The organism is Vibrio sp. 10N.261.51.F12 (assembly GCF_041471725.1).
Classification (GTDB): Bacteria; Pseudomonadota; Gammaproteobacteria; order Enterobacterales; family Vibrionaceae; genus Vibrio.
Genome location: NZ_JBFROV010000017.1, coordinates 1 through 25,590, shown reverse-complemented (window position 1 = coordinate 25,590; position 25,590 = coordinate 1). Strand labels below are relative to the sequence as shown.

Here is a 25,590-nt window from a genome sequence, read left to right as displayed (position 1 = left end):
AGTTCATAACGCGCTGACGAAGATCCCCTTTTTCAAGGGGATGACGGTTAGTTTTTATTTGTGGAGGCAGTCACATGCCGGAATTTATTTTGCGCTGATGAAAACGAACAGGCACGTTTGTGGACAGAAATGAGTTTCGGAGAACCAAGTATTAGTAAATCACGAATTAGCATAAGTATGGAAAGTCACTAAGCTCACTGTCCAGTATTGATGGTGCACATCACTGTCTTGCTTTCACACAAATCTGACATAGATGAATGCCATAAACTATCGATATAAACATCAATATATTGTATTATTACATCCGTATTTATACTTATTAGGATTTTCTATGTTGATTCACGAATTTTCGAATAAGGACGTTACCGCTGAGCATGTAATTTTAGCTCAAGCAATACTAGCAGGGACTGCTCAAGGTGATAAAAGTAAAGCACAGCGCTTTATGACTTTTGTAAATGAGATTCCCGATGCGCCGACTGTACAAAACCTGATTCCACGCTTTAGTCAATTTATGAAGCGCTTTAGAGCCAGCTGACATTCAGAATACGTTACACAGGGATGTGTAATTAAGATCACCAATTCCCCCCTAACCACTACCTATTTTTAAACTCTATCTGACCCTATGCTCGCTCTATATCTAGCCATTGTTGTCGGAGGACAATCGAGTTTGATCAATTTTAAAAACGTTCCTGGACATAAATGAGTCAGTGATATTGCTAGTCTGGAAAGTTATGAATTAGCCAATATAATGAAAAGTAACTTCTGACTAAGGAGTGAACACCAACATCATCACCTGAGCTAGAGTCGAGAATACCAAGCCTTGATAATCATTCTAAAACATTAGTTAACTGTGCTTCAAATAGGTCGTCCATTTCTTTGAATGATGTGAAGCCGAGAGATTTTGCTGTAGCACCTTGATTAGAAAAATAAAATCCCTACAAACAATACCATTAATTCTTTCTGGGCAGCCCGTGATATATCTCATTGCGCACCTAATGTCTCCAATTCCACTATGCTAGATATATTGTGATACTTTCTTCTAAGTTTGTATTCAATAAGATGTATCGATAATTATCCATTACTTTTCAATGGGTTGCTTTTAATTATTGAAGTTTATTAATATAAGTCATTGATTATAAGGTAATTGGTTTTTACTTTATACAATGATAATAGACGAGCCTATTTATTCTCATCTTTTAGTGGTTTTTGATGTTTACTTTATTTTTAATTGGTCAGTGTCAGGAGTGATGAATTCAACCTTGTTGCAGGGTGGTTTTTTGTGACAAGATCTAGCTGTGAGGCTGCTGTTATTCTTGGTTGTCGCCAATTACATCGTCACTTATTTTTCTTGTTATATTTACTGAAGTAACCAGTCTCGCTAATTTTACCCATTAATAAATTTTAACGTGGAATGTGGAATATAAATCTAGTAATGCTAAAAGTCGGCAGGAAGCATTGTAGGATTTAGTCCTCTCTAAACGATTGGGTAAGTTTAAATTATTACGTTAATTTTGTGCTCAAGCGTATTTCCTCAGAGCCCTTATTTTGTAACTAAGTTTGCTTTGCTAGATATACGAAAAATAACTTCTTCATCTACTCTATATAATTAAGGCGGTAACACATGGCAGGAATTTTAGATGGCATTCGAGTAATCGAAATAGCTTCAATGGCAGCAGCTCCTTCAGCAACAGTAATGCTTGCCGATCATGGCGCTGAAGTGATCAAAATTGATCCACTAGAAGGAGACCCATGGCGCAACGGACACCTGACTCCGGGCATGCCTAAAAGTAATATTCCTTGGACAACTTATATCCAAAATCGCAGTAAAAAATCTGTTGCTTTAGATCTGAAAAAATCAGAAGCACAAGATGCTCTTCATAAGTTGATTGCTACGGCGGATGTTGTTCTCACTAATTCTCCTCGTAAAGTACAAGAAAAACTTAGACATACTTATGAAGATATCAAGGCTATTAACCCCAACGCCGTTTATGCATGGGTAAATGGTTTTGGTTTAGAGGGGGCAGACACTGACGCTCCAGGGTTTGATATGACGGCTTGGTATGCGCGAACCGGTGCTATGGATGAATTTCGCCCTAATACGGGTGGTCCAGTTCCTTTACCTATCGGTTTTGGTGACCTTAATACTGCTACAACATTATTTAGTGCTGTGATGACGGGTCTATTCCACCGTGAACGTACAGGGAAAGGCTCAATGGTGTCCACATCTTTGATGGGGGCGGGCTTGTGGGCCAATTCAAGCTTATTACAAGCTGCTCTTGCAGGGACCTCTGCTTTCCCTAAGTTTGAGCGTGAAGAGTGGCCAAACCCAGTCACTGGTGGGGTATATAAAACCTTAGATAACCGTTACATCATCATTGTTGAGTTAAACCCGAACAATATAGGCAACCTGTTCTCAGCATTTAATGCCGACGAACTTAAACACGATGAGCGTTTTTCTACTCCGAAGTTAATTAGCCAGAATCATCAAGCGTTGTTTGCTGAAATGGACGGGATTGTTGGTAAGCATAATCTCGCAGAAGTGAAAGAGCGATTAAGCAAGTTCGGCGTTAACTACAGTGCAGTACAGACAACGCAAGAATGTATTCATGATGAGCATATGATCGCTAATGGTTGTTTTCCTGATGTTGAAGGTACTGATGGGATGCGAACGATTGATAGCCCAATTCATATTCAAGCAGATGGTGTAAGTAAGGTTAAACCGAGAACGCCTCCAGGTGTTGGCGAGCATACTATTCCTGAACTTGAGTCTCTTGGTTACAGTAAAGAACAAATCGCAGCACTTTCAGAATCAGGTGTTATTGGTTTACCAAGAAAATAAGAGAACTCGATATTGGCTAATTTATCTAACATAGAACAAGTATCTAAAGGCAATCAATTTCAGAATATGAGTGTTGTTTGGTTACTTGACCAATGGGTGGAACGTCAACCGGATAAGGATTTCATTGTCTGGGCTCCGTTTGAAGGAGAACCATGTTCTTGGACGTACCAACAACTTGCTGATGACGCTAAGCGCTTTGCTTCAGGATTAGTTGAACGAGGCATTCAAGACGGTGATTTTGTACTGATCCACCTTGATAATAGCCCTGAGTTTCTTATTGCTTGGTTTGGGTGTGCTTATATTGGCGCAATTCCTGTTACCACCAACACTCGGTCAACGAGCGACAACATGAAACACTTCTGTGAAGTGATGCAACCTGTTGTCGCTATTACTCAGCCTTCTTTACATAGCGTTGTCTCGAAGGCGTGTAAAAGTGGTACCCAACTCATAGTGGCGGGTGCTGAAGCATTACCAAGTAATGCTGAGCACTTTGCTTCTATTTATAGTGATTCTTTACTCACTGTATTACCTGCTGATCATCAACGTGATTTTGCAGTGCAATTTACGTCAGGTACGACATCGCGCCCAAAGCCCACATTATGGACAAACGCAAATGCGATGTGGGGAGGAAAGTCTATGGCATTCAATATGCGCTTGAATCAAGGCGATATTACTTTGCTGTACTTACCTTTGTTTCATGCAAATGCACAGATTACCTTGCTGAGTACTCTTTGGACTGGTGGCACCGTCGTTATACAACCAAAATTCTCTGCCTCGCGATTTTGGGAAGCTTGCGTTAATCACAACATTACTTGGGTGTCGATGATTCCGTTTGCGTTCAAGGCTCTGTCTGGACGACCAGTACCTGAGCATCAAGTTCGTTTTATGGTTGGTTTAGAGCGCTTGCCTGAGATTGAACAAGAATTTGGCACCAAAACCATGGCGTTGTGGGGTATGACGGAGACGATGTCCGCTTGTATCGTTTCGGATCCAGACCATCCTGGGCCTCCCGGCAATATTGGTCGACCATCACCATTTTACGGAGTTGAGGTTCGTAAGGATGATGGTGGCCTAGCAAGACCAGGGGAAGAGGGGCAACTATATATCTATGGTGAAAGAGGCGTCACGCTCTTTAAAGAATATTACCGCCACCCGAAACAAACGCTGTCGTTGTTTAATGAGCGTGGTGCGTTAGATACAGGAGACCGCATCCATATCGATGACGCAGGCTGGATGTTTTACGTATCTCGCACGACCGACATGTTACGAATTGGCAGTGAAAATGTGGCGGCACTAGAAATTGAAACCGCGATAAGTGAGACCGGTTTAATTATGGAGTGCGCGGTTATAGGCCAACAACACGACATGCTGGGTGAAGTACCGGTTGCTTTTATATCGCTTAATAAAGCGGGAAAACAGCATGAGCCTAATGAGGTGAATGCTTTAATTACTCAATATTGCAAAGAGAAAATTGCCGATTTTAAAGTTCCCGTAGCAATACACATAATCGACCATTTTCCTCGATCTACTTTAGATCGAATATCGAAGAAGAAGCTACGAGAACGATTAATACCATTATCTAATTTATGAAAACTAACCTAAAAAATTCGGAGTACTAAATGTCTCAATATAAATACGTTACAACAGAACAAATTGGCCAAGTTGGACTAGTCGCTATTAATAGACCTGAAGCGTTCAACGCTCTAAATTATCAAGTGACAATAGACATAGTTAATGCACTTAAAGCTTTTGATAACAATAGTGAAATTGGGTGTATGGTTTTGACTGGGGGCGATAAAGCATTTTGTGCAGGTGCTGATTTAAAATGGATCGCATCACAAGACTTTGAGAGTGCATTTACTTCAGACTTAGCCTCTGAAATTGACCAAGTGGCGCAACTACGCAAACCTGTTATTGCAGCTGTTCATGGCGTGGCTTTTGGTGGCGGAACTGAAATTTCGCTAATGTGTGACATGGTTGTTGCAGACCCTACAGCTAAATTCAGCTTACCTGAAGTTACATTAGGTGTCATTCCTGGGGCGGGAGGCCCTGCTCGTCTTACGCGTGCAATAGGTAAGGCTAAAGCGATGGAATATATCCTGACCGGTAAAGTGTTTGATGCACAAGAAGCAGAACATATGGGAGTCATAACCAAAATTGTGGAAGAAGGGAAGCACATCGAAGAAGCAATAGCACTTGCGACATTGATTTGCAATAACCCGAGAATGGCAGTGTTGGCTGGCAAAGAATCCGTTAACCAACAAGCTGAAACTCCGTTACAACCGGGTCTAAAGTTAGAACGCCGTTTGTTTCATGCCCTATTTGGTTCACAGGACCAGCGTGAAGGTATGACAGCATTTGCTGAGAAACGTAAACCTAATTACAAAAAGTATTAATGTATTTAATTAAGTATCAGTGTAAATGCTATTATATAGGTTAGCTTTTGAAGCGCTTAGTAATAGTGTGGTTAGACAATCTCTTCTTTTTATATAGTTTATAGCTAGTGTCGATATAGCCTTAATTTGTGTTTAGTTTTTACTATTAAAAGGCTATCTCTGAGGTAGGTGCTGTTAGGGCAATCATTACCGCTTGAACATGAATATATATTTGGAGGGAAGAAAGAGGACTGAACGTAGAAACGTTCGGTCCTTTATTTTACCTATAGGAATGAAGTGACCAAGACTTTCTTAATTCGCACCAGTAGTTTTGGACACTGAATTAATAGTTTTGGACTGCCCAGACTCTAGTCTTACTGGAGCGAATCACATTACGGATTATTGACTGATATTAGCTCATGTGTTTAGTGAAAAATATGAACTCTAAGTAGGAAAGGGGCACAACTAAGCGCCAGAGCAAAAACGGTGAGACCTTGTTTAAGTGAGTACCGCTTAGCTTAGTTGATAAGTGAACTTATTTTGCCTGCCTTCGAGAAGACGAAAAGGACACACCGAAAATCATTAGACTCTCTCAATGGGATAGCCTAGCCGCGATATCATAAGCCTTGACCACAAACCTGGAATTCCCTCTGCCGTTTTGCTCGCTTTACCGCTAGAATACCCCCATCACAACCCACTCATTTTCCGAATTAATAAGGAATGCCATGAGCAGCCAAAACACACTATCTAGCGATATAGTGATTGTTAGTAACTCTTCCGATAATCCATTTGCCATCGATGTCGCCTATGCGATGGGACAACATGAAGACATTTCAGATGTCATCAGTATGAAGCACTTCATGAACACCGAATTTTGCCCGCGCTTTATTTCCGATGAAGACGACACAGACAATATCGGCAACAGTTTGGAAGGTAAGACTGTCGTGATCGTTAGCACCGGCAACCTGGTTACCAGTCGTCAAGAGTTGGCGATGCATAACTTTATTATTGCCCGTGCTGCCAAAGAAAATGGTGCCAGTCGTGTGGTGTTGGTGGAGCCTGATCTGTTCTTCTCTGCTCAAGATCGTGGTGCACGCCCTGAGCTTGGCGATACAGGTGGTGAGCGTTCCGTTTCGGACATTAAGAAGTTTGATGGTCAGCCGTTTACCGCGCAACTGTATGCGCAGTTACTAAAGCTGTCTGGCGTTGATGATGTGGTCACGGTACATAACCACTCTGATTCGGTGCAGAAGATGTTTGGCGATGTGTTTGGCGGCCGTTTCTATAACCTCATTCCTTATCAGATTTACGCCCATTATCTACTTAACTCTAACATGTTGAACTATGGTCCAGACGGTGAAGGCTTGGTACTTTGTGCACCAGACAAAGGGGCGCGCGACTTTGTTAAAGAGATGTACAACAGAATTGGTTTGAGTAAAGCTAAATTTATCATGTTGGATAAAGAGCGTACTGCTGAGCGCAAAGTGGAAATCACACTGCATAAAGAAAGTGAAGATACTTTCGAGGGGCTGGAAAAATCGAGCATCGTACTGTTTGACGACATGGTACGTACGGGTTCAACGGTGGTGAAATCGTGTCAGTTCCTACAGCAGCTTAAACCTGAGAATATGGTGTTTACGGTTTCACACTTCTACGCCAGTACTGAAGGGCGTGAGCGCATGTCTCACCCTGCATTGGGTGAAATTCTAACGCTGAATACCATGCCAACCATTCTTAACCGTGATGAACAAGGCCGTTTACGTAAGAAAATGGTGGTACTGAAGATTGAGAAGTATTTGGCGCAGGAGCTTAGCAAGATCTTAGCGATCCCACAGCGCTTAGAAGAAGAAAACCCATATAAGATCGATATGTCCTCTAAGAACCCGCGCTTTCAGCGTAAGATTTGGTTCTCTGATCAGCTATCTGAGCTTAAAGGCTAACTGAGGCGCCATATTGACGCAACATGTCGACGTAACATGGGCTCATTGATGGACTAGCCAGTGAATAACGACACATTCTTATCAAGAGTGTGTCGTTTATTTGTTTTTGAAAGCCATAAATCCTTGGTGAAGCGCAAACATATGAGGCCGAGAGCAGCTCCACTCAATAAATGAATCATACTGACGCCAATGCTGTCTCGAAACAGAACCAAACTTGGGATAGGATAAAACGAAAAGGACACATACCGAAGGAATTAGAGTCGTCTGATTTTGTTTAATTCGTCTATTTCAGCAACGTTTTGACACCAGCGCCTACGGTGTCTTCAGGCTTTGCATCAGCAAGGTATTCAAGTTCCAAAACAGGTGTCTGTCGTTGGTTTTGATGACCTTTCTACCTCTCGCTTTTTTATCCTGCATTTAACGACGATAAATGGAATAATGAATTAAACTGGAATATGTTGTCTTGCGAATCTGGATAATATTGTAGATAAAATCGGCTACGGTTTGGGTAGTTCTATGCCTATCACTTTACGCCTTTATTTAGTTAAGTTGGATGTGTTATACCTTGTTCTTACTCTTGTTAGTTTTAGGTATTGCTATGTCTAGAAGTCAACGACTCTTTGATCTACTGCAGTTACTCCGTTGCCATAAATTCCCTGTTTCTGCAGAAAAGTTAGCGGGAAAACTAGATGTGAGCGTGCGGACGATCTATCGAGATATTGCCACGCTGCAATCTCAAGGGGCTGAGATTACGGGAGAGGCGGGTCTTGGCTATATTTTAAAACCCAGCTTTGATTTACCACCAATGATGTTTACTGTAGATGAACTGGAAGCGCTGCGACTTGGCGCTCAGTGGGTTTCAAAGCAAGCCAATGGTGAGTTTAGTGAGGCAGTTAATAATGCACTTGCTAAGATATCTGCCGTTTTACCGTCAGCGCATCAAGCTAAGTACAGAGAAGATATTGTACGTGTTGCTTCAATTATAGAGGTCCCGCAGGTAATGGTGGAATTATCAGAGATTAAACAAGCCATTAAAAGGGAACATAAAGCCGAAATTATTTACATAGATGCAAAAGAGACGATAAGCACAAGAGTTATATGGCCTATGCTAATTGGCTTATTTGAGCAATACCATGTGTTGGTTGCATGGTGTGAGACAAAGCAGGCGTTTCGTAACTTTCGACTAGATAGAATTAAGGAGTGGCGAAAAATCGAACACCAATACCCACGCTCTCGCCATGAGTTGCTGTCTGAGTGGGAAACATTAGAGCAAATTAATAATAGGTACTATCGCTACTGACAAAAACTGTCATGCATCCGTTTTACACTCTTTTATCCATTTCATAGAAGTAAGGAAGTTATTATGTTTACTCTCGATTCAATTGTCCTTTATGTTGAGGATATCCAACGCAGCATGACATTTTATGCCAAAGCCTTTAATTGCGAACCTAAGCTTTTATCCCCAACGTTTGCGGCATTAGATTTTGCAAGCAACGTTAAAATCACACTTAAGCAAGCCGATGTGTTAACACCAACAAGTACCGTTCGAGGTGGAGGCACAGAGCTTTCTATTCCCGTTCAGGATAGAGACGCGCTTCACTCTCTATTTGAAAACTGGACACGACAAGGGGTGGAGTTTGCTCAAGAGCCTGAAGAATCTGTTTATGGTGTTAATTTTGTCGCTCTGGACCCAGATAACCATCGTATTCGAGTATTTTCTTAAACCGAATAGTTGACCCTAACAGGAAGGTCAGTTCGGAATGTACGTCCATCAATACTCAAAGGTAGGCCCCATAACCTCCGATGTCAGACGATTTACTGCCGTGATCGCACCGAAAGATTGACGGACGCACACTAAAAGTACTTCTCAATATCGAGTCCGAAGATGAGTCATTCATTTTGGGTTTGCTCTTTGTCGATGTGGTTTTCATTCGATTCATTCGGCCATTCTTTACCTCATCATTATTAAGAAAGGCTTAAAACTCTTTCTTGTAATGATTGAAGATGAATTTAAATAATTTGTCTAAGCTGTAAAACAGGAAATGAATGGTTAGCGATGAGCTGATTTGTAATCACTAAATGCAAGGGTAATACCTAATGAAAGCAACAATCGTACGTGAATATGGTGGTGTGGACGCATTTGAAGTCGCAGAAGTGGCAAAACCAGAGATTAGCGCTGGTGAAGTGTTGGTTCGAGTGGCGGCGACAAGTGTTAATACTGTCGATATGATGATTCGTGAAATGGGGGAAGGCTTACCTTTCTCACCTCAAACACCAGCAATCTTGGGAATGGATTTTGCCGGTACGATTGAAGCGGTAGGCTCCGATGTTAGTGGATTTAAGGTGGGCGATGAAGTTTATGGGTGTGCTGGTGGATTAGGGGATTTACAAGGTACGCTTGCGGAATATATGCCAGCAGATGCCAAACTCATAGCGCACAAACCTAAAAACTTATCCATGCGTGAGTCAGCGGCGATACCGTTGGCGGGTATCACCGCTTACGAAGGGTTAGTGCGAGCCGGTACGGATTCTGGTCAGAAAGTGCTGGTTCATGGTGGTTCTGGTGGTGTGGGGCATTTAGCACTGCAAATAGCCAAGCACTTTGGCGCAGACGTTTATGCTACGGGGCGAGCGGGAGAGCAAGCAGCCTTGATGGAAAAATTAGGCGCGACAGCGATTGATTTCACTTCAGAATCAGTTGAGGATTATGTTGCTAAACATACACAAGGCGCAGGTTTTGATGTTGTTTACGACTCGGTTGGTGGTGAAAACCTAAACAATTCAATGAATGCTGCTGCGTTAAACGGCCATATTGCCACAACGGTTTCGTTATTAGAATTGGACTTAAGTACAGCGCACTTCAAAGGCTTGTCTTTGCATGTGGTGTTTATGCTGATTCCTATGATTCACAACGTCAAGCGTGAAGAACACGGCGAGATATTAGCAGCCATTGCTAAGATTGCAGAATCTGGAGCATTAATCCCCGTCGTCGATCCTCAAACCTTTGACCTTAGTGAGGTCGGTGATGCTCATGCACATTTAGCCTCGGGTAAAGCGATTGGTAAAGTGGTGATTGACGTTGCTTAAGGCAGACGCAACCTAAATGAGGCTATGCTAAGCTCGCGTTAATGCGAGCTTTTTTATCTACTGATAAAGGCATTCAAAGGAAACACCCCAAGAAAGATGACTAGATTCTCTTTTACTGTCAGTTAAAGAAACTTTTTCAGCACCTCAACGCCTCACTGTTACCTCGGTGACTTCCCTTCATATGGAAGGTCACAGAGATAAGATCTTGGGTGTCATGCTGCAACTAAACTTGAGCCACCATTTTTTGCAGTAAGCTAATCATGGTTTTTTGCTCATCAGGATTGAGCGCTGAAAGGATTTGTTGATTCACCTCAACAGGCAAATGAATCACTTCATTTTTAAGTGCCTGACCTTCAGCCGTCAGAAAAATCCGAAATGAGCGGCGACTTTCAGGGTCGGCCTGACGCTCTACTAACCCGAGTGCCACCAGTTTATCGAGCGTTCTTGTTGTGGTAGAACTTTCTACTTTCGACATTTGGGCAATTTCTCGCTGTGTGATGCCTTCTTTCTCCCATAAGCACATCAATGTTGGCCAAAGTGCCAGGGTTAGCCCTTTCTCTTTCAGGCGCTTATCAAATTCTTTCGACGCATGATTAGCCACGACATTTAGCAACCAACCAAAGCTCGTTTTTCGTTCAAAGTCTTGTTCCATGTTCTACACCATTGAAATAGCAACTATTGCGATAGTAACTGATGTTGCTGCCATTAGCACGACTATTGCTCGTCGATGACTGACGAGCACAGGTTGATCAACTGGCGTGTTCCTAGAAACCCTCTGGTAACCAGACAGCATGGCCCACAAAAGAGGCTTAGATTTAAATTTATAAACGATGACGGCGCCAACATGCAACATGATTAACAGCGGTAACCCGTCCGCGAGTAGCACATGAAGCTGCTCTGCCATTCCATACATAATGTCTGGAAACTCGATACCAATGAGGCTCAAGCCATCAAACATTCCAGCAAGAAGCATCCCAGTCAAGCACTGTAGAAGTAGGCTAGTGAGTAGTGTGATCACCATCCAGCCTCCTAGTGGGTTATGACCTAATTTCGGTTGCTGAATGCCTCTGATGTAAGCCCATACTCTTTTAGGGGAAGCAACAAATTGCTGAAAAATGCTGGTTTCGCTGCCGACAATGCCCCAAATAAAACGCCAGGTAAGTAAAGTAAAAAGTGCAAGACCTAACTGGGTATGCGGGCCGTTCCCTGTTACACCCGTTACCATTAGTGCTGTAAACACTATCGCTTGAGCCCAGTGATAGACGCGTGTGCCCAGATCCCATATCGCTATTTTCTTCATTTTTATGATCTCATCTTGGAAAAGTTCATTTGATTTACACAACAACTGTTGCGTGCACAATAGTTGTTGTGTAAATTATAAAGCAAGCAAGCAAGCAAGCAAGCAAGCAAGCAGACAAAAAAGAAAAGGGCATGACATGACTATTTTGAAAGGTTTGAACACAAGAGAAGTAACGAGAAACGTTGTTCTAACATGGGCGCGAGTACTGATTGGCGGCGCTTTAATGCTGAGTAGTACCACGATATTGGCAAATGCAGTTGAACAACGGCAACAAGCATTTTCAGATATTGAATCGAATACGAAATCTGTATCAAGATTGCTCGATCAAGACCATATCGTTTGGGACGAAGTGCAACTGACGAGTGAAAAATTGCAGCTGGACAGCAATATGGTTTCGACAGCGTTTGTAAATGAAGCGCAAAAGGGAGGCAAAGCCAAGTCGGACATTTGGGACAGTCCAGAGAAATTTGACCGCTTAATGCTGGAAATGACCGACAGCTACGCCTCATTGACGGCGGCGGTCAGAGACCAAAATGAAAAACAGGCAAAGCAGGCGATTAAATCGGCAGAATCCACATGCCGCAGCTGTCATCGTTCATACCGTTCAAGGTGGTGATATCCGTAATACCGAAATGAATCCTATAAATAAAACCACAGAAATATAAGCATAAAGAGAGAGTAAGCTCATGAAACTAATTAATAAAATCGTATCTAGTATTACCGTATTCGTGCTTCTTCCTAACGTCGCGATGGCGCAAGATTATGGTGTTGAATTGCAATGGAATACCCAAGACATCTATCAAGTGCTCGAAAAGATGCCAGAGCAAAAACAGGCATTTAAACAGTTTATCGATAATGGTCGGGTGAAAGATATGTTTGTTACCGACAGCCAAGTTGGCGATAAAGCGACGCAGCTATTACGGTTTGTCATGGAAGGTGACAGTGAAGCGGATATTCGAACCACGTTGGCAGGACTGCCACTTTACAAAGCAAGTCTTGTGACGATAAGTCACGTCCAACCCTTGGGTTCAAAGTGGTTAGACTCAACGCCGCAAGACAACCATTACGGCCTGACACTGACCTGGAAAGCGGGCATTGAACCGATGGAGATAGACCGAGTACTGGGCATTGATCTACAACGTGTTATTGCATTAAATCAGGTTGGGTCGGTGTCTTCATCTTACATTAATACACAAACCGTTATGTCGAATGTCGTGCGTCCGGTGTACTTGGTTTCAGTGTTAGCAAAAGATGCCGCTCAAGCATTAGAAATGAGCCATCAGTTTGAGGCGATTCGCCTTGGATACGCCGATGTCGAAGTTATGCACCTTGGAAGAAAGCTGGATATGACGCAGCTTTAGAAAGATAAATACTTAAGTTAGAAAGTTAGAAAGTTAGAAAGTTAGAAAGTTAGAAAGTTAGACAGCTAGATAGCAACGTAAACATTCACGTTCTAAACTTAACCACTAACGTTAGATGCTTAAACGCCAATTTTAGGGCAGCTTAACCCTAGCGGGCAGCTGCCACAGTTTGGTACCTTGTTGCAAAACTGCTGTCCGTGCTCAACAATGAGTCCGTGATAATAAGCGTATCGTTTTGTATCAGTATCAGTATCAGTATCAGTATCAGTATCAGTGCTAGTGCCAGTGTGGACTCTCACATCTGCCTCACAATTAATCGGCGTTACGCTAGTGACGGAGAGAGCGCTCTCCATTAGCAGCCGAAAGGCTTCATATCCGCGTGGTACTGTGATGCCGTTTCTCGACACAATTCTTCTCGCGTAAGCATCAATCACAAATGAAGGTTTGCCGATGGCATATACAAGTATGACATCGGCGGTTTCTCCGCCCACGCCTTTAATATCCAGTAATTCACTCCGCAAGGTCGTCAACGTTTGGGCTCGGACTCGTTCCATGTCGTAGCCATACTGGGCATACCATTGCGTGAGGGCTTTGAGTTTCAGTGCTTTCTGGTTGTAATAACCACTGGAGCGAATTTTGTTTGCCAGTTCTTCAAGAGGTAAGCTTGCCACATAGTTGGGTGCTAGATTATGGCCCAAGTTGTGAAGCGCCTTTTCGGCATTTTTCCACGTCGTATTTTGGACGAGTACCGAGCCAACCATGATGTCATAAGGCTGAGGGGTTGCCCACCACTCAAACCAACCGTAATGGTGTTCTAGGGTTTGGAAAACCTGTTGAATGGCTTGTACTTGATGGGGTGTATTGCCAAAGGCGTGCAACATAGAAATCCATGGATGATGAGCGATAGAGACGAGTACATAGAACAGGCGCTAAGGCGCAAATAGTAATGCTATAAACCCCTGTTTTTCTATGTACTGTCGTTACCGCTAAGGCGGGTGGTGAACTTATTGTAATGGATGAAATAGCAACATGCGTAGTTTACTTAGCCTCGTTGCATCAATACCGTTTTTTGCTGTTCATTTTATCCCATAAATTTGCAATGTAATGTATATGATTGATGCTACGTATGATCTCATGGGTTTAACGAAGCGCTCATTCCATATTGGCCCACATGAATTAGTCTAGGCAGACTTTTGTATAATCACTGAAACGCGGGTTATCCCCCGATACATACGCACAGCCATTCTTCACATCAAACACCATGGCTTCAACGGTCACAAAATCTTTATCGTTATATTTCGTGAGATTGATTGGACGTTGATTAAACAGATATTGCATCCCTTCAACGCTCAATTCTTGCGAATAATCCAAAAACAAATTGGCAGCGTCTTCGCGGGCAAACGTGTCAAAGAACGCTGCATTCATCTCGTACTCAGTTTCTAACTGGCTCATCTGTTGGCGAAAGTCTTGGTTATGGTTGGCATGGGCGACACCACGCTCGCCTCGAATGACTTTCATGCCGTCAGCACTGATCTCGATTGCGGCGCTTGCGCCTTTATCATCGACCACCGTGAAGTTTAGCGCCACAATTGTGCTGTAGGGTTTCAGCATATTGATGACATCTTCCACACGCTCTTGTTGTACGGCAGCCGCAAAAATCGCGTCATGAGTCACGAGGTTATCGGCGTCAATGCCGCTTTTCCCTGATGGTTCACCAAGGAAGTTAAGAACGATACCGACATGACGTCCCATGCCTTGGAAGTGTGCGCCATCGGCTACCACAAATAGACTATCATCGGTTTTTACTAGAGTGGTGTGGTCGGTCAGTGCCGAGAGTGACAAGTCATTGGTTTGTCCAACAATACCATTATTGAACGCGACCGTGGTACAGCCTGAAATCGTGTCAGCCGTACCTTCTTTTATGCTTTCATTCACGACCCAATCCGTATTGACGGCGGCAGCAAACAAGGTCGCCACAGACACGCCTTTTAACTTGGCTTGGGCTTCCATCATTTTGGTGTATTCAGGTGCGAGTTTACGGTTATTGTTAGTCGCACGCTCAGCGGCTTCGATAACGATTGGGTTTGGTGACAGTCTCTCCATTTTGGATAAGGCTTTCGCCAGTTGTTGATCAGACTGACCAGACATATCAAGTACCAGCGCCCCCGATTGAACCGCGTCCCGCTCTCCAGAAAAATAAGGGAGGTTGTCGCCAGCTGTATTGGCGTAGGTGGCGAAAGATGCGCTGGCTATCAAAAGTGATAAAAGTGTTGTTTTCATGGGGGATACCTCAGTTACTGGATGGTTTAATGCGATTTACGCGGCATATTCATTGTCGATGGCTTTAAGTTAACGGTTTGGCAGTCTAAAATCTGGACATGTTAATGATGATAATTTGGTATTTTGGACATGGAACTGGATTCAGACGGTTATGAGTTTTATGGATTTTCGGATCCTGAATTGCGTGGAATGCTCATCGAGCGAATTGAATTTGCATTAGCCGCGGCAAAATGGAGTCGCGTTGATCTTGCGAAGAAGTCGGGTTTACCTAAAAGCAGTGTCTATGCCAAGCTCAATCGAGAACTCACTAGCGAGCTGACGTTTTCGGATTTGTGTGCGATAGCCAAGGGGAGCACACTCAAGAAATTGGATGATCTCCTAAGCCGCCCGGAAGAAGAGTTCGAATTGGTGTATCAGCTCGACTTGGTGATTCGAAATTACATGGCGCGCCAAACGAACTCGGATGACGAGTAACGCGTCTTCGGTTGATTTTTGGGTGCAGTAATGTGTTAGTGCCACCGTTATGTAGGCGTTACCGTTGGAAACGGTCCACGTAACTTAGCGATATTGAGTTAGCGGTTTATTTGGGTTGAGCAAAATAGTCGGAAACTAAAGGTAGAGCAACATTGCCCAAAAAGTATTGTTGGCAGGCGGTGTTTGAAACCAGGTGCGATTTTGTTCATATTCTTGATGTGAAGTCTGGACGAGATTGGTATCAAAAAGTATGTCCTAAAGTGGTACTTAGACTTTTAACTAAAATTGAAAAAGTAAGGCGTTTAGAGGAAAAGTTAGCTAGCCGAGTCAATTTTAAGTCCCATTACCAATCTTTGTCATCGCTGTATCAATTATGGCAAAGTAGAAAAGTCATAAACAATAGTATGATTATAAGGCACACTTGGAGATACAATCGATGTTGGAAACTGAGCAAGGTTTACTGAATTGACATACCCCTTAGGTTCAATGCACACCCCAGAAAATTTCCCATAGATAACCCCTTTTTTTCCCTGCACCTTGTGAAGGTTATGCCCATTATAAAAGTGAACGGTTTGCTCATTAGACAAGACGTTCAAGGTCAGTTCCTGAGTACGCAACTTGGCGATGTTTCGTATCGTATTATTTGTGGCTAGGGTATAAGAGTCGTTGATATCAATATTTCTGTCTATGCTTTTCGATAGCTTCTCTCCAGTGGAGAAATCAAAGATTGAGTCAGCGATCGACATAATGTTTCCATTCGGAATACGGTCGTGTTTTTGTTGAAGCACGCTTTGCGATGGCAGTGTTAACAAATGATTTCTCACATCTGTCGATTCATGTCCATTGAGATTAAAGTAACTGTGTGCAGTTAGGCTTATTGGGGATGCAGCGTCAGCGGTTGCATCGATGGTAAGCGTTAATGTGTTGTTTGTCTCACGCTTCTCTGCTCCCTGGTGTGCTGAAGTCGAAGGGGACGATGTTAAGGTGTAGGTTGCCGTTAAAAGCAAATTACCATGAAAGCCTTCTTCCCCATCGCCATCTTTCAGGGTGAAGGTAGCTGAAACAAAGTCAGCAGTTTCAGCGGTTTCTTCTAGTGTCCAAACTCGGTGGTGGTAACCAAACCGACCACCATGTACACAGTGTCTTCCGTCGTAGGCATTGCCATTAACTGAAATATCTTGCTCGTTAAACCGAAACTTAGCATTCTCAATTCTATTGGCAACACGACCAATGATAGCGCCCATGTAGTGGTTATCATTCGCGTATTGTTGCACAGTGTCATAACCGAGAACGACGTCTACCCGCTGACCGTTACGAATAGGGACCAAAAGATTCTTGATTATCCCCCCAAGGGTTAATAGTGACACAGACATTCCTGTTGCCGATGTCAACGTCACCTCGTTAACTTCTTGGTTGTAAAAAAAACCAAAATGGTTAATTTCTATTGTCATATTCGTCATCCTGCCGGTCGTCGCATTTGTAATAGTGGTAGCCGCTATATCGGTTAGAGCTCTTTAGCGATTGACAACGTTGCTTGGTACTCCTTCAATAAAGTGTTTTATATTGTCTGCGACCATATTCATTATCCGTATTCGAGCATCTAATGTAGCCCAAGCAATATGCGGGGTGATCACGCAGTTTTTTGCGGTTAATAATGGATTGTTTTCTGCTGGAGGTTCTTGCCACAAGGTATCCAGAGCGGCGCCGTATATATCACCTTGGTTAAGCGCTATAGCAAGGTCACTTTCGTTGACCAGTTGCCCTCTTGAGGTATTCACCAATATGGCATTGGGTTTCATTAGCGCCAAACTTTTTTGGTTGATAAGGTTTTCAGTAGCGGGAAGTGCTGGGCAGTGCAGCGAAACAATATCTGAGCTCTCTAGTAGGCGCTCTAGTGGCACTATTTCGTGTCCGTAGTTTGGTTGAGATTTACAGTAGTCATCATGGGCTAGTACCGTCATACCGAAGGCCGACGCGATGGCGCCGACGCGTTGGCCTATGTTGCCAAACCCTATGATGCCGATGGTTTTTCCCGCTAATTCAAGTTGTGGGGACAGCCAATATGTCCAATCGTTGTTTCGACTCCAACCTAGGTTTTCTTTTACGTCATTGCTTATTGATGCCACATTGCGAGCAAACTGAAAAATGTGTGCAAACACCATCTCAGCAACGGTATCAGTGCCATAAACTGGCACATTCATGACCGGAATTCCGCGCTGCTTTGCATAACGGGTATCAACCACGTTGTAACCCGTCGCGAGAACAGCAATACACTCTAATTCAGGGCAAGCCTCTATCACTTCTTGAGTTATAGGGGTCTTATTGGTCAGTAAAATATTTGCGGTGCGCGCGCGTTCGATAACTTGCTCAACACCATTTGTGCTTCTATCGTAACTACGAAACGAGCCTAGGGATGCTATTGGTTGCCATGGGTTATCGCCGGGGTTTAGGGTATAGCCATCCAAACATACTATTGTTTTCATGATGCTTCCTTATGAGATGGTAATCGATTCTTCAATGAGTTAAATAGTGAGCGTATTGCACGGTTAACCGCGGGGATCTGACTACAAATAATCATCACAATGACACAAACCAATATAAAGGAGATTGGACGCTCAATTAATGGCATCAAGCTACCGCCGGTTGTTTTTAACCCAGTACGTAATGATGTGTCTGCCATTGGGCCTAATATCACACCGATAACCAGTGGTGCGATAGGTACTTTTAGCTTAATGAAAAAGTAAGAAATAATACCGATGATACCCATTAAATAGAGATTAAACACACGCATACCCAACGCAAATGAACCGATCACACAAAGCACCGCGATCAATGGCATAAACAAGGTCTGTGGGATACGAAGGATATGGATAACTTGTTTAGACAAAATCATGCCGCACACCCACATTGCAATCGCGGCAGCAAACAAGATTGCGGTCACTTCTGGAATGAACGATGGGTTGGTTTTCAGCAACATAGGGCCTGGAGCGACGTTATGGAGCATCAAGGCGCCAAGTAGCATCACTGCTGGTGGCGACCCCGGAATACCAAGGCTTAACAGTGGGATCATAGCGCCACCCACACAGGCCTGGTTCGCCGTCGAGGTTGATATCACACCTTCAGGCGCACCTTTACCAAATGTCTCGGGTCTTTTACTGGTTTTACGAGCAATCCCATAGGCAACCCATGCCGCTATATCTTCTCCAATGCCCGGTACAGCGCCAATACCGACCCCGGTCAAAGCAGAGGCGATGATATTTCTTGTATTACTAAACATTGTTTTGAAGTCAGGCAGTAATCGACCTATTGACTTGGCATTCATCGACCCCATCTTCATCTTAGACTCAAGCACTGACATGATTTGTGGTATTCCAAATGCGCCAATGAGTACCGGGACAACATCAATACCATTGTCGAGCTCATGTATCCCCATCGTGAAGCGCGGATACATCTGCATATGATCCTGGCCAATCGTCGATAACCAAATGCCAAACAACCCTGCAATCCAACCTTTGATAGCAAGCTCTGGAGAAGTTAGGCTTCCAGAAATCAAAATACCGAAAAGGGCGAGTAAAAAGTATTCATAGGAAGTAAATTGCAGCGCTGCTTTCGCGATAACTGGTGAGAGTAAGGCGACAAAAACCATACCAATAGCAGAGCCGATTAGTGACGAGGTGGTTGCTAAACCAAACGCTCGTCCTGCTTGACCTTTTTGTGCCATTGGATAACCATCCATTGCAGTGGCTGCGGAGGCGGCTGTTCCGGGAATATTAAGTAAAATGGAGGTATACATTCCACCATACACACCGCCAACATAGATAGACAATAACGCCAGTAGAGCGGTTTGATTATCTAATCCATAGGTAAGGGTAGTAAGCAATGCCACCCCTAATGTCGCCGTTAAGCCAGGCATGGCACCAAAAATAATGCCTAAGAATGTACTGCCAACAAGAATGAGTATTAACAGTGGTGACGTGAAAATATGCCAAAACATACTTCCAAAAGTAGAGAGAATATCCATGTTCCTTCCCTATTAGAATGCGTCTTCAAGTAATTGCATGTCTTCATCTGACAACTGCAATTCTTCAGTGTGTTTTGTGGGTGCCAAGTAGGTGTAGTACGTTTGATTAAATACTTGTTCAACGACTAAACCTTCGTTTGGCAAGGGCACTAATAAGAAGTATCTGAAGATAGGACACAAAACGGCAGGAAAGACAAAACTGATAATCAACAGTCGTCTTACTTTTTCTGTCACCTCAGAGCCGTATTCTTTGGCCACCTGATAAAGGTAACCGCACATGACACCACCACTTATTACGAGTACCAAGTCAGTGGTATAGGCGTAATAAGCGTTAAGATACGCGGAAGCACCGGAGCCAAATAGCGCAATAGAAATTACGACCGTTGCGCCATAGATTTTTAGTAATTGTTTGGTCACTTGCTCGATGTCGAGATAATACAGACCAATATAAAACGTCAGGAATATCGCTGACGCTAAGAAGAAGTCATACCAAGTAATTAGTACATAAATGTAAGTAAGAATACCCCCACCAGAAATGAGGAAACCAGTCGGGTTAATATTCTTGTAGTGCTTAATTAATAATGCTTTTCCTTGTTCTTTTTTACTTTTTACGAACACCGATAGCCCGGCAGCAAATAAAGAACAACCAATAAAGAGTGGCAATAGTCCAGGAGATTCATACCACTCGGTAGTGACACCGCCAACCGTCCCCGAAAAAGGCATTGTGAGTGAGTTGGCAACCACCATCAATGCAAATATCATGACGACTAAAGAAAAAGCAAAGTCCCAGCCGTGCATCTGTTGTTGTTCAAGTGTTTCTTGGTCTTGTTCTCCATGACCTGTACTCTCCTCGTTTGTTGATAGCTCGTTCTGAGAAGACGGTTCACTTTGAGAAGAAAGTTCGTTATGAGAAGACATCGTTGCCCCCAACAGCAAGTCAAAAATTGAAAGATAGCGGCCAACCGCCCTGCGACTGGCCGCTATGTACGCTCAGATTTTGCATTATTCAGGTTTTGGAATACCCAGTGACTCAGGGTTGATTTTCGCCGCTTCAAGATCCCACAACGTCCAGCTAAATAACGACTCAAGTCGTGCCATACGTTGATTCGCTTTCTTGCCAAATTCGCCTAAGAGTTCGTAATGATTTTCGCTGGCGTAGGTTAAGACTTCATCGCTTTGCATTGCACTCGCGAAGGCTTTAGCCACCGTTTTCTTGATCTCGATAGGTGTTTCTTTCTTCATGGCAAACCCAATTGCCTGAGAAATCGGTAGGTATTCTTGCAGTGTCGGGTAGATTTCTAGTCCAGATGGAATAGTAATGTCACCCACTGTAAAAGGTTTTTCTGTAAGTGTCGCAAGTGCTTTAAAGTCACCGGATTGAATCAGTTGGTTTTGCTCTGCTACTGAGGTGATAACCACATCAACCTCACCGCTGAGCGCTGCATTTTGACTTCGTGAAGAACCTGGGAATGGGATAAAGTTCATCTTGCCACCAATACCCTTTTCAAAGGCAAGGTAGTTGATGTGGTGAAGCGAACCAGAGGATCCCGCACCTACTCGAACTTTACCTGGGTTTTCTTTAACGTGAGCGACGAGTTCTTCAATAGTGTTGATAGAAGAGTTTTTAGAAACAGAGATCACGTCTGGAGAACTCGCGACGATAAAATAGTCGAATACGTCCATTCGATTGTTCCACCCACCCATCACTGCCGCAGCAACGTTGGACTCAGACAAGCCAACTAGTGTATAGCCATCTGCGTCAGAGTTGTATCCTTCGAGTAGTCCAACAGAACCAGAAACACCACCAGGTTTGTTGATGACATTAATATTCGTACCTAGGTATTTTGCCATAGAGGCGGTTGCGACACGGTTGATAACATCAGTACCACCACCGGCAGACCAAGTGACTACGTCGGTGATATTTCGGGTTGGGTAACGGTCATCCGCGTGTGAAAATGATGTCGTTAGGGTAAGTGCAGCGGCTAAAACACTTGTAAGTAGAGTTTTTGTTTTCATTAGTTTCACCTTTGTTAATGCAGCGCTTAATCTAGAGCCAAGCTTTCGCTGCTGATTACGTAAACTGGGGTTAGATCTTTAGGAAGTAAGTTTCAAGATCGGCCCAGATATCCATGTATTCTTGTTTTCTTAAGGTCTCGCCAAAACTCTCCATACCAATCGCGTCGATGCGATCTGATATGCGATTCGTTACTCGGATATTTGCTTCAAACATCTTTACCATATCCCAACGAGTCGGAGAGGTATCTGATGTAAGCCAACCTTGATAATTAAACTTTTTCAAATAATAAATAAATTCAATGTATTGCATTAAACTGCGACTTCCGCAGAAATAGTCCCAATCCCACTTACCATCATTATCATTGATGTGTATGTAGTACTTCATGTCGAGAGAGTTGAGTAATGCAAGCTCTTCCGCGGGGTTGTTATCACCATAAAGTGAGTGACCATAATCAAGTGTGACGCCAATATTCGGGTTTCCAATATCGTTGATTAAACAGATGGTTTTCGCAGCATCATCAAGGTAACAACGACCACGAATCTCATTCGGCTTGTATTCAATAAACAATGGAATGTGTGGTTTATAATCGCCAGCTTCACCAAATGTTTCGCACAAACGCTGCCATGTTTCGACGTAATCGGCTTGAAATGAGAATTCATAGCCATCGCTAAGTGGGCAACACTGTACCTTGTCGGCCCCCACTTCTTCTGCGTAGTCCTTGGCTTGTTTAATAAAGCTTACTGCGCGGTCTCGGACCGCTTTATCTGGAGAGGTAAGCCCCCCAGAAAGAAACTCTTTTTCCACCTTCACATTGACGTTTATACAAGCAACCTTTACCTCATATTTAGCAAGGAGTAGCTTAAGTTCAGTCAAGTTGTCATAGTTGACTTCATAGGGGTAAACCAGTTCCGCTCCAGTCATTCCGTCGATGGTGCGAAGTGTTTGCATTTTTTGCTCCAACGACTTGGGGTCGTTGTATTCAGAGAACCGATCTCGGGTTTGGCCGAGAAACGGTGTTATTACGGCGTGCTTAAACATAAATCTCCCTAGGCATTTGCCTGTGCTTCTAAACTAAGCAATACGTTACTTGTAAACTGATGATTAAATTACCTTTAGCCTAATCATATGGTTGCCTATCCGCTATGTGGTCGGTTGTTTGGACACCAACATCGTGCTGGCACAATCAATAATATGTTTTGACGATAGGCCGTACTTATCTAATAAGAGTGGGTATGCACCTGACTCCGCAAATGTGTCGTTTAAGCCAATGTGGTCAAATTGAGCGTGAATCTGTTCCTTGGCCATGCGAGTTGCAATGTCATACGCCATGCCGTTGCGTTTTTGGTGACCCTCAGCAATGATGACCTTGCCAGTTTTTTTAATAGATTGGCGTATTGTGTGCCAATCAAGAGGCTTGACGCTGTAGGCGTCGATGACTTCAACGTCGACACCTGCCTGGCGAAGTTCATTAGCCGCTTCTAGCGCTTGGAAAAGGATGTCGCCGTAGGAAACGATAGTAAGGTCATTGCCATGCATTAATGTGTGGCTTCCACCACACTTGAACGTAGTGGTGTCGTCATACAGTTCGTAATACGCATCACGCATCAAGCGACAGTAAACAGGGCCTTGGGTTTCCAGCGTAACGTCAAAGAGCGCTCGGGTTGATGCACTATCACAAGGGGCAAAAATGTGCATGTTAGGCAGCGAAGACATGAACGCCATGTCTTCGGAGGCTTGGTGAGTCACGCCGTCAATCGCAGCAGTCGTGCCGCTATGTGATGACATCAATTTGACGTTGAGATTAGGGTAGCAAACGAAACTACGAACGCTTTCCAGTGCTCTCATTGTTAGGAACACACCATATCCAGCGACGACGACAGGTCGACCGTTCGCTGCCATGCCTGCAGCCGATGCCATCATACCGAACTCAGCAATGCCCATTTGAAAGTATCGATTTGGGTACTTTTCATTAAACAAATAAGAATTGGTTGAGTAGCCAATATCGGCCTCAAAAACGGCAAAATCTTGGTTTATCTCCCCGTACTCAACCATTCTTTCTGCAAAGGCTAATCGAGTAGGCTTAGAGGATTTGGTTACGTTAATCATTGAGTTTTCCTCGTGGTTATTACGCGACAAGCTCAGCACGAGCAGCGTGGAATTCTTGGTCACTAGGGGCCTTACCATGCCAATTGCGAACATCTTCCATAAAACTTACCCCTTTTCCTTTGACTGTGTTCGCCACGATACACGTGGGCTTGCCTTTAAAGGCGCGAGCAGAATCCAGAGCCTGCAAAATTTGTTCAATGTTGTGCCCATCAATTGTGATAACGTGCCAACCAAAAGAAAGAAACTTATCTTCAATGCTAAGCAATGGCATGATTTCGTCGCTTGTTCCGTCCATTTGCAGGTTGTTTTTATCAACAAAGTACACGAGATTGTCGAGTTGATGTTTGGCTGCCGCCATCGTAGTTTCCCAAACCACACCCTCATTGAGTTCGCCATCACCAAGCACCGAGTAAACGCGGCGGCCGTCTTGCGCCATTTTGCCTTCCAGGGCCATACCTGTTGCTGCTGCGCAACCATGACCTAAAGAGCCGGTCGTAATATCAACGCCTGGGGTACTTTTCATATCGGGATGACCTTGCAACACGCTATTGATTTGTCTTAGTGTCGCGAGGTGTTCTTTGTCAAAGAAACCAAGTCGAGACAAGCAGGAATACCAAACAGGGCAGGCGTGGCCTTTGGATAAAACAAAGCGATCTCGGTTGCTCTTTCTTGGATTCGTTGGGTCGAGATTCTGCATCTCATTAAAATACAAAGTTGTGACTATTTCTGCGGCTGAAAAAGAACCACCAATATGTCCTGATTGAGCTTTGTAAACCATGTCAAGAATATCAATGCGTACTTCTTTTGCTAATTGATAAAGTTCATGGACACTTAATTTGGGCATAAGTGTACCTCCTCTATTAGGATTAAAATTTAAATGTAATAATTAGTATGTGTCTAATTATCTAAAAAATGATAATTATCTAAGAACTCAATAAATTGTTTGGAAATTTGTTCCCAGTGTATCAAGTGCATTTCTCTTGCTTCATTTATATTTCTAGATTCCAAGTTGTCGATCAGCTTGTTGTGTTCAATGATCGAATCCCATGGTAGTGGTCTAAGCTTTATAACGATATCCTTGCATCGTTTATTTTGTTCGTTATATTTCCTAGCAGTTTCAATTAGTCTTGAGTTTTTAGTGAACTGAAATATTTGATCATGAAATGCAAAATCATGAATGGCCCATTGCTGTATATCATTTTGGTCCAGAGCTTCAGCCATTTTATAAGTATAGTCTCGTAATATATCTAACTGTTCACTTGTTAGCCCATTTGACATGCAGATATCGAGTGCTATTACTTCAAGATGAGCGATTAACTCGTAAAGCTCTTCTACGTCACGTCTTGACAAAGCGCATATCTTTAGGCCATGTCTAGGGTGCAATGTAATCAAACCATCTTGTTGTAACCGGAGCAGAGCTTCACGGACAGGCGTTCTACTAAAACCACAGATCTCGACCGCTTCATCAACGAGAAGTTGTTGATTTATTCGAAATTTGTTCTCAAGTATCATGCACTTAAGTTTATTATATGCCTGCTCAGATAACTTCATAATTTGCTTTTTCTCTCCTTGTAAATGCAAGTTAGTAACTGGTGTTAACTAATTTACTACCGCATCCAATAACAAATTTATTAAAACATCCGTTAATTGCTATTGAGTATAAAATAACCATCGTATTTCAAACGCGATCTGAGTCACGCAAATAGACTAAATATAATATATTTCAATAAGTTATTAAGGTACAAAAAAAGAATATTAGTTCATTAATAAAGGTAGTAAGTGTTCAAGAC

Annotated in this window: 24 protein-coding genes and 1 pseudogene; 12 read left to right on the top strand and 13 right to left on the bottom strand. The window is 43.2% G+C overall.

Annotated features, from left to right (window positions below; translation table 11 throughout):
• Positions 1 to 331 precede the first annotated feature (331 nt).
• From AB4405_RS12190 to AB4405_RS12150, 9 genes and pseudogenes are all read left to right on the top strand, one after another.
• Positions 332 to 535 carry a pyrophosphatase gene (locus tag AB4405_RS12190; RefSeq protein WP_372061009.1) on the top strand — a complete coding sequence of 68 codons (204 nt, stop codon included), beginning with the start codon at positions 332 to 334 and terminating at the stop codon, positions 533 to 535.
• Positions 536 to 1,621: 1,086 nt separating this feature from the next.
• Entirely contained in the window at positions 1,622 to 2,839 is a 1,218-nt protein-coding gene (locus AB4405_RS12185) for a CaiB/BaiF CoA transferase family protein (protein WP_372061007.1), read from the top strand.
• A 12-nt stretch (positions 2,840 to 2,851) separates the two neighbouring features.
• Positions 2,852 to 4,429, top strand: coding sequence for an AMP-binding protein (locus AB4405_RS12180; protein ID WP_372061006.1), 1,578 nt, complete (start codon positions 2,852 to 2,854; stop codon positions 4,427 to 4,429).
• A gap of 29 nt (positions 4,430 to 4,458) precedes the next feature.
• A complete protein-coding gene (locus tag AB4405_RS12175; protein ID WP_372061005.1) occupies positions 4,459 to 5,235 on the top strand; it encodes an enoyl-CoA hydratase-related protein in 777 nt (258 codons plus the stop codon).
• 704 nt (positions 5,236 to 5,939) lie between these two features.
• Complete coding sequence (locus AB4405_RS12170) at positions 5,940 to 7,154, top strand: phosphoribosyltransferase family protein (protein WP_372061004.1); 1,215 nt, start codon at positions 5,940 to 5,942, stop codon at positions 7,152 to 7,154.
• Positions 7,155 to 7,481: 327 nt separating this feature from the next.
• Positions 7,482 to 7,601, top strand: a pseudogene (locus AB4405_RS12165) (substrate-binding domain-containing protein); the annotation flags it as partial.
• A gap of 151 nt (positions 7,602 to 7,752) precedes the next feature.
• The gene (locus tag AB4405_RS12160; protein WP_372061003.1) at positions 7,753 to 8,454 is read left to right on the top strand and encodes a helix-turn-helix transcriptional regulator; all 702 of its coding nucleotides are present in this window, start codon (positions 7,753 to 7,755) and stop codon (positions 8,452 to 8,454) included.
• 63 nt (positions 8,455 to 8,517) lie between these two features.
• Positions 8,518 to 8,877, top strand: coding sequence for a VOC family protein (locus tag AB4405_RS12155; protein WP_372061001.1), 360 nt, complete (start codon positions 8,518 to 8,520; stop codon positions 8,875 to 8,877).
• 374 nt (positions 8,878 to 9,251) lie between these two features.
• Positions 9,252 to 10,241, top strand: a complete 990-nt coding sequence (locus AB4405_RS12150; protein ID WP_372061000.1) for a zinc-dependent alcohol dehydrogenase family protein — start codon at positions 9,252 to 9,254, stop codon at positions 10,239 to 10,241.
• Between the two features lie 223 nt (positions 10,242 to 10,464).
• Here the strand turns inward: AB4405_RS12150 and AB4405_RS12145 are convergent, their stop codons facing one another.
• Together AB4405_RS12145 and AB4405_RS12140 are read right to left on the bottom strand one after the other, a co-directional pair.
• A complete protein-coding gene (locus AB4405_RS12145; RefSeq protein ID WP_372060999.1) occupies positions 10,465 to 10,893 on the bottom strand; it encodes a MarR family winged helix-turn-helix transcriptional regulator in 429 nt (142 codons plus the stop codon).
• A 3-nt stretch (positions 10,894 to 10,896) separates the two neighbouring features.
• Positions 10,897 to 11,532, bottom strand: coding sequence for a cytochrome b/b6 domain-containing protein (locus tag AB4405_RS12140; RefSeq protein ID WP_372061097.1), 636 nt, complete (start codon positions 11,530 to 11,532; stop codon positions 10,897 to 10,899).
• Between the two features lie 145 nt (positions 11,533 to 11,677).
• On the opposite strand from AB4405_RS12140, the gene AB4405_RS12135 reads away from it, so the two are divergent.
• Positions 11,678 to 12,157, top strand: coding sequence for a cytochrome c (locus AB4405_RS12135; protein WP_372060998.1), 480 nt, complete (start codon positions 11,678 to 11,680; stop codon positions 12,155 to 12,157).
• A gap of 70 nt (positions 12,158 to 12,227) precedes the next feature.
• Positions 12,228 to 12,902, top strand: coding sequence for a hypothetical protein (locus AB4405_RS12130; RefSeq protein WP_372060996.1), 675 nt, complete (start codon positions 12,228 to 12,230; stop codon positions 12,900 to 12,902).
• A 119-nt stretch (positions 12,903 to 13,021) separates the two neighbouring features.
• Here the strand turns inward: AB4405_RS12130 and AB4405_RS12125 are convergent, their stop codons facing one another.
• Together AB4405_RS12125 and AB4405_RS12120 are read right to left on the bottom strand one after the other, a co-directional pair.
• Entirely contained in the window at positions 13,022 to 13,783 is a 762-nt protein-coding gene (locus AB4405_RS12125) for an endonuclease III domain-containing protein (RefSeq protein ID WP_372060995.1), read from the bottom strand.
• Positions 13,784 to 14,078: 295 nt separating this feature from the next.
• Complete coding sequence (locus AB4405_RS12120; protein ID WP_372060994.1) at positions 14,079 to 15,182, bottom strand: carcinine hydrolase/isopenicillin-N N-acyltransferase family protein; 1,104 nt, start codon at positions 15,180 to 15,182, stop codon at positions 14,079 to 14,081.
• A gap of 129 nt (positions 15,183 to 15,311) precedes the next feature.
• Between AB4405_RS12120 and AB4405_RS12115 the strand changes: the two genes are divergently transcribed.
• On the top strand, positions 15,312 to 15,656 hold the full coding sequence (locus AB4405_RS12115) for a hypothetical protein (RefSeq protein WP_372060993.1): 345 nt from the start codon (positions 15,312 to 15,314) through the stop codon (positions 15,654 to 15,656).
• 371 nt (positions 15,657 to 16,027) lie between these two features.
• Here the strand turns inward: AB4405_RS12115 and AB4405_RS12110 are convergent, their stop codons facing one another.
• From AB4405_RS12110 to AB4405_RS12070, 9 genes are all read right to left on the bottom strand, one after another.
• Entirely contained in the window at positions 16,028 to 17,107 is a 1,080-nt protein-coding gene (locus AB4405_RS12110) for an aldose epimerase family protein (protein WP_372060992.1), read from the bottom strand.
• A 63-nt stretch (positions 17,108 to 17,170) separates the two neighbouring features.
• Positions 17,171 to 18,139: a D-2-hydroxyacid dehydrogenase gene (locus AB4405_RS12105; protein WP_372060990.1), complete on the bottom strand. Its 969-nt coding sequence runs from the start codon at positions 18,137 to 18,139 to the stop codon at positions 17,171 to 17,173.
• Complete coding sequence (locus AB4405_RS12100) at positions 18,136 to 19,677, bottom strand: tripartite tricarboxylate transporter permease (RefSeq protein WP_102468055.1); 1,542 nt, start codon at positions 19,675 to 19,677, stop codon at positions 18,136 to 18,138. Before AB4405_RS12100 ends, AB4405_RS12105 begins: the two co-directional genes overlap by 4 nt.
• 12 nt (positions 19,678 to 19,689) lie before the next feature.
• Positions 19,690 to 20,595: a tripartite tricarboxylate transporter TctB family protein gene (locus AB4405_RS12095; RefSeq protein WP_102468054.1), complete on the bottom strand. Its 906-nt coding sequence runs from the start codon at positions 20,593 to 20,595 to the stop codon at positions 19,690 to 19,692.
• Positions 20,596 to 20,679: 84 nt separating this feature from the next.
• On the bottom strand, positions 20,680 to 21,693 hold the full coding sequence (locus AB4405_RS12090) for a tripartite tricarboxylate transporter substrate binding protein (protein ID WP_102468053.1): 1,014 nt from the start codon (positions 21,691 to 21,693) through the stop codon (positions 20,680 to 20,682).
• Positions 21,694 to 21,763: 70 nt separating this feature from the next.
• Positions 21,764 to 22,732, bottom strand: coding sequence for a sugar phosphate isomerase/epimerase (locus AB4405_RS12085; protein WP_102468052.1), 969 nt, complete (start codon positions 22,730 to 22,732; stop codon positions 21,764 to 21,766).
• A 102-nt stretch (positions 22,733 to 22,834) separates the two neighbouring features.
• Complete coding sequence (locus AB4405_RS12080; RefSeq protein ID WP_372060988.1) at positions 22,835 to 23,800, bottom strand: transketolase family protein; 966 nt, start codon at positions 23,798 to 23,800, stop codon at positions 22,835 to 22,837.
• Positions 23,801 to 23,819: 19 nt separating this feature from the next.
• Positions 23,820 to 24,644, bottom strand: a complete 825-nt coding sequence (locus tag AB4405_RS12075; RefSeq protein WP_102468050.1) for a transketolase — start codon at positions 24,642 to 24,644, stop codon at positions 23,820 to 23,822.
• Positions 24,645 to 24,697: 53 nt separating this feature from the next.
• Positions 24,698 to 25,351 (bottom strand): GntR family transcriptional regulator, encoded by a 654-nt coding sequence (locus AB4405_RS12070; RefSeq protein WP_102468049.1) that lies wholly within the window; start codon positions 25,349 to 25,351, stop codon positions 24,698 to 24,700.
• Between the last annotated feature and the right edge of the window lie 239 nt (positions 25,352 to 25,590).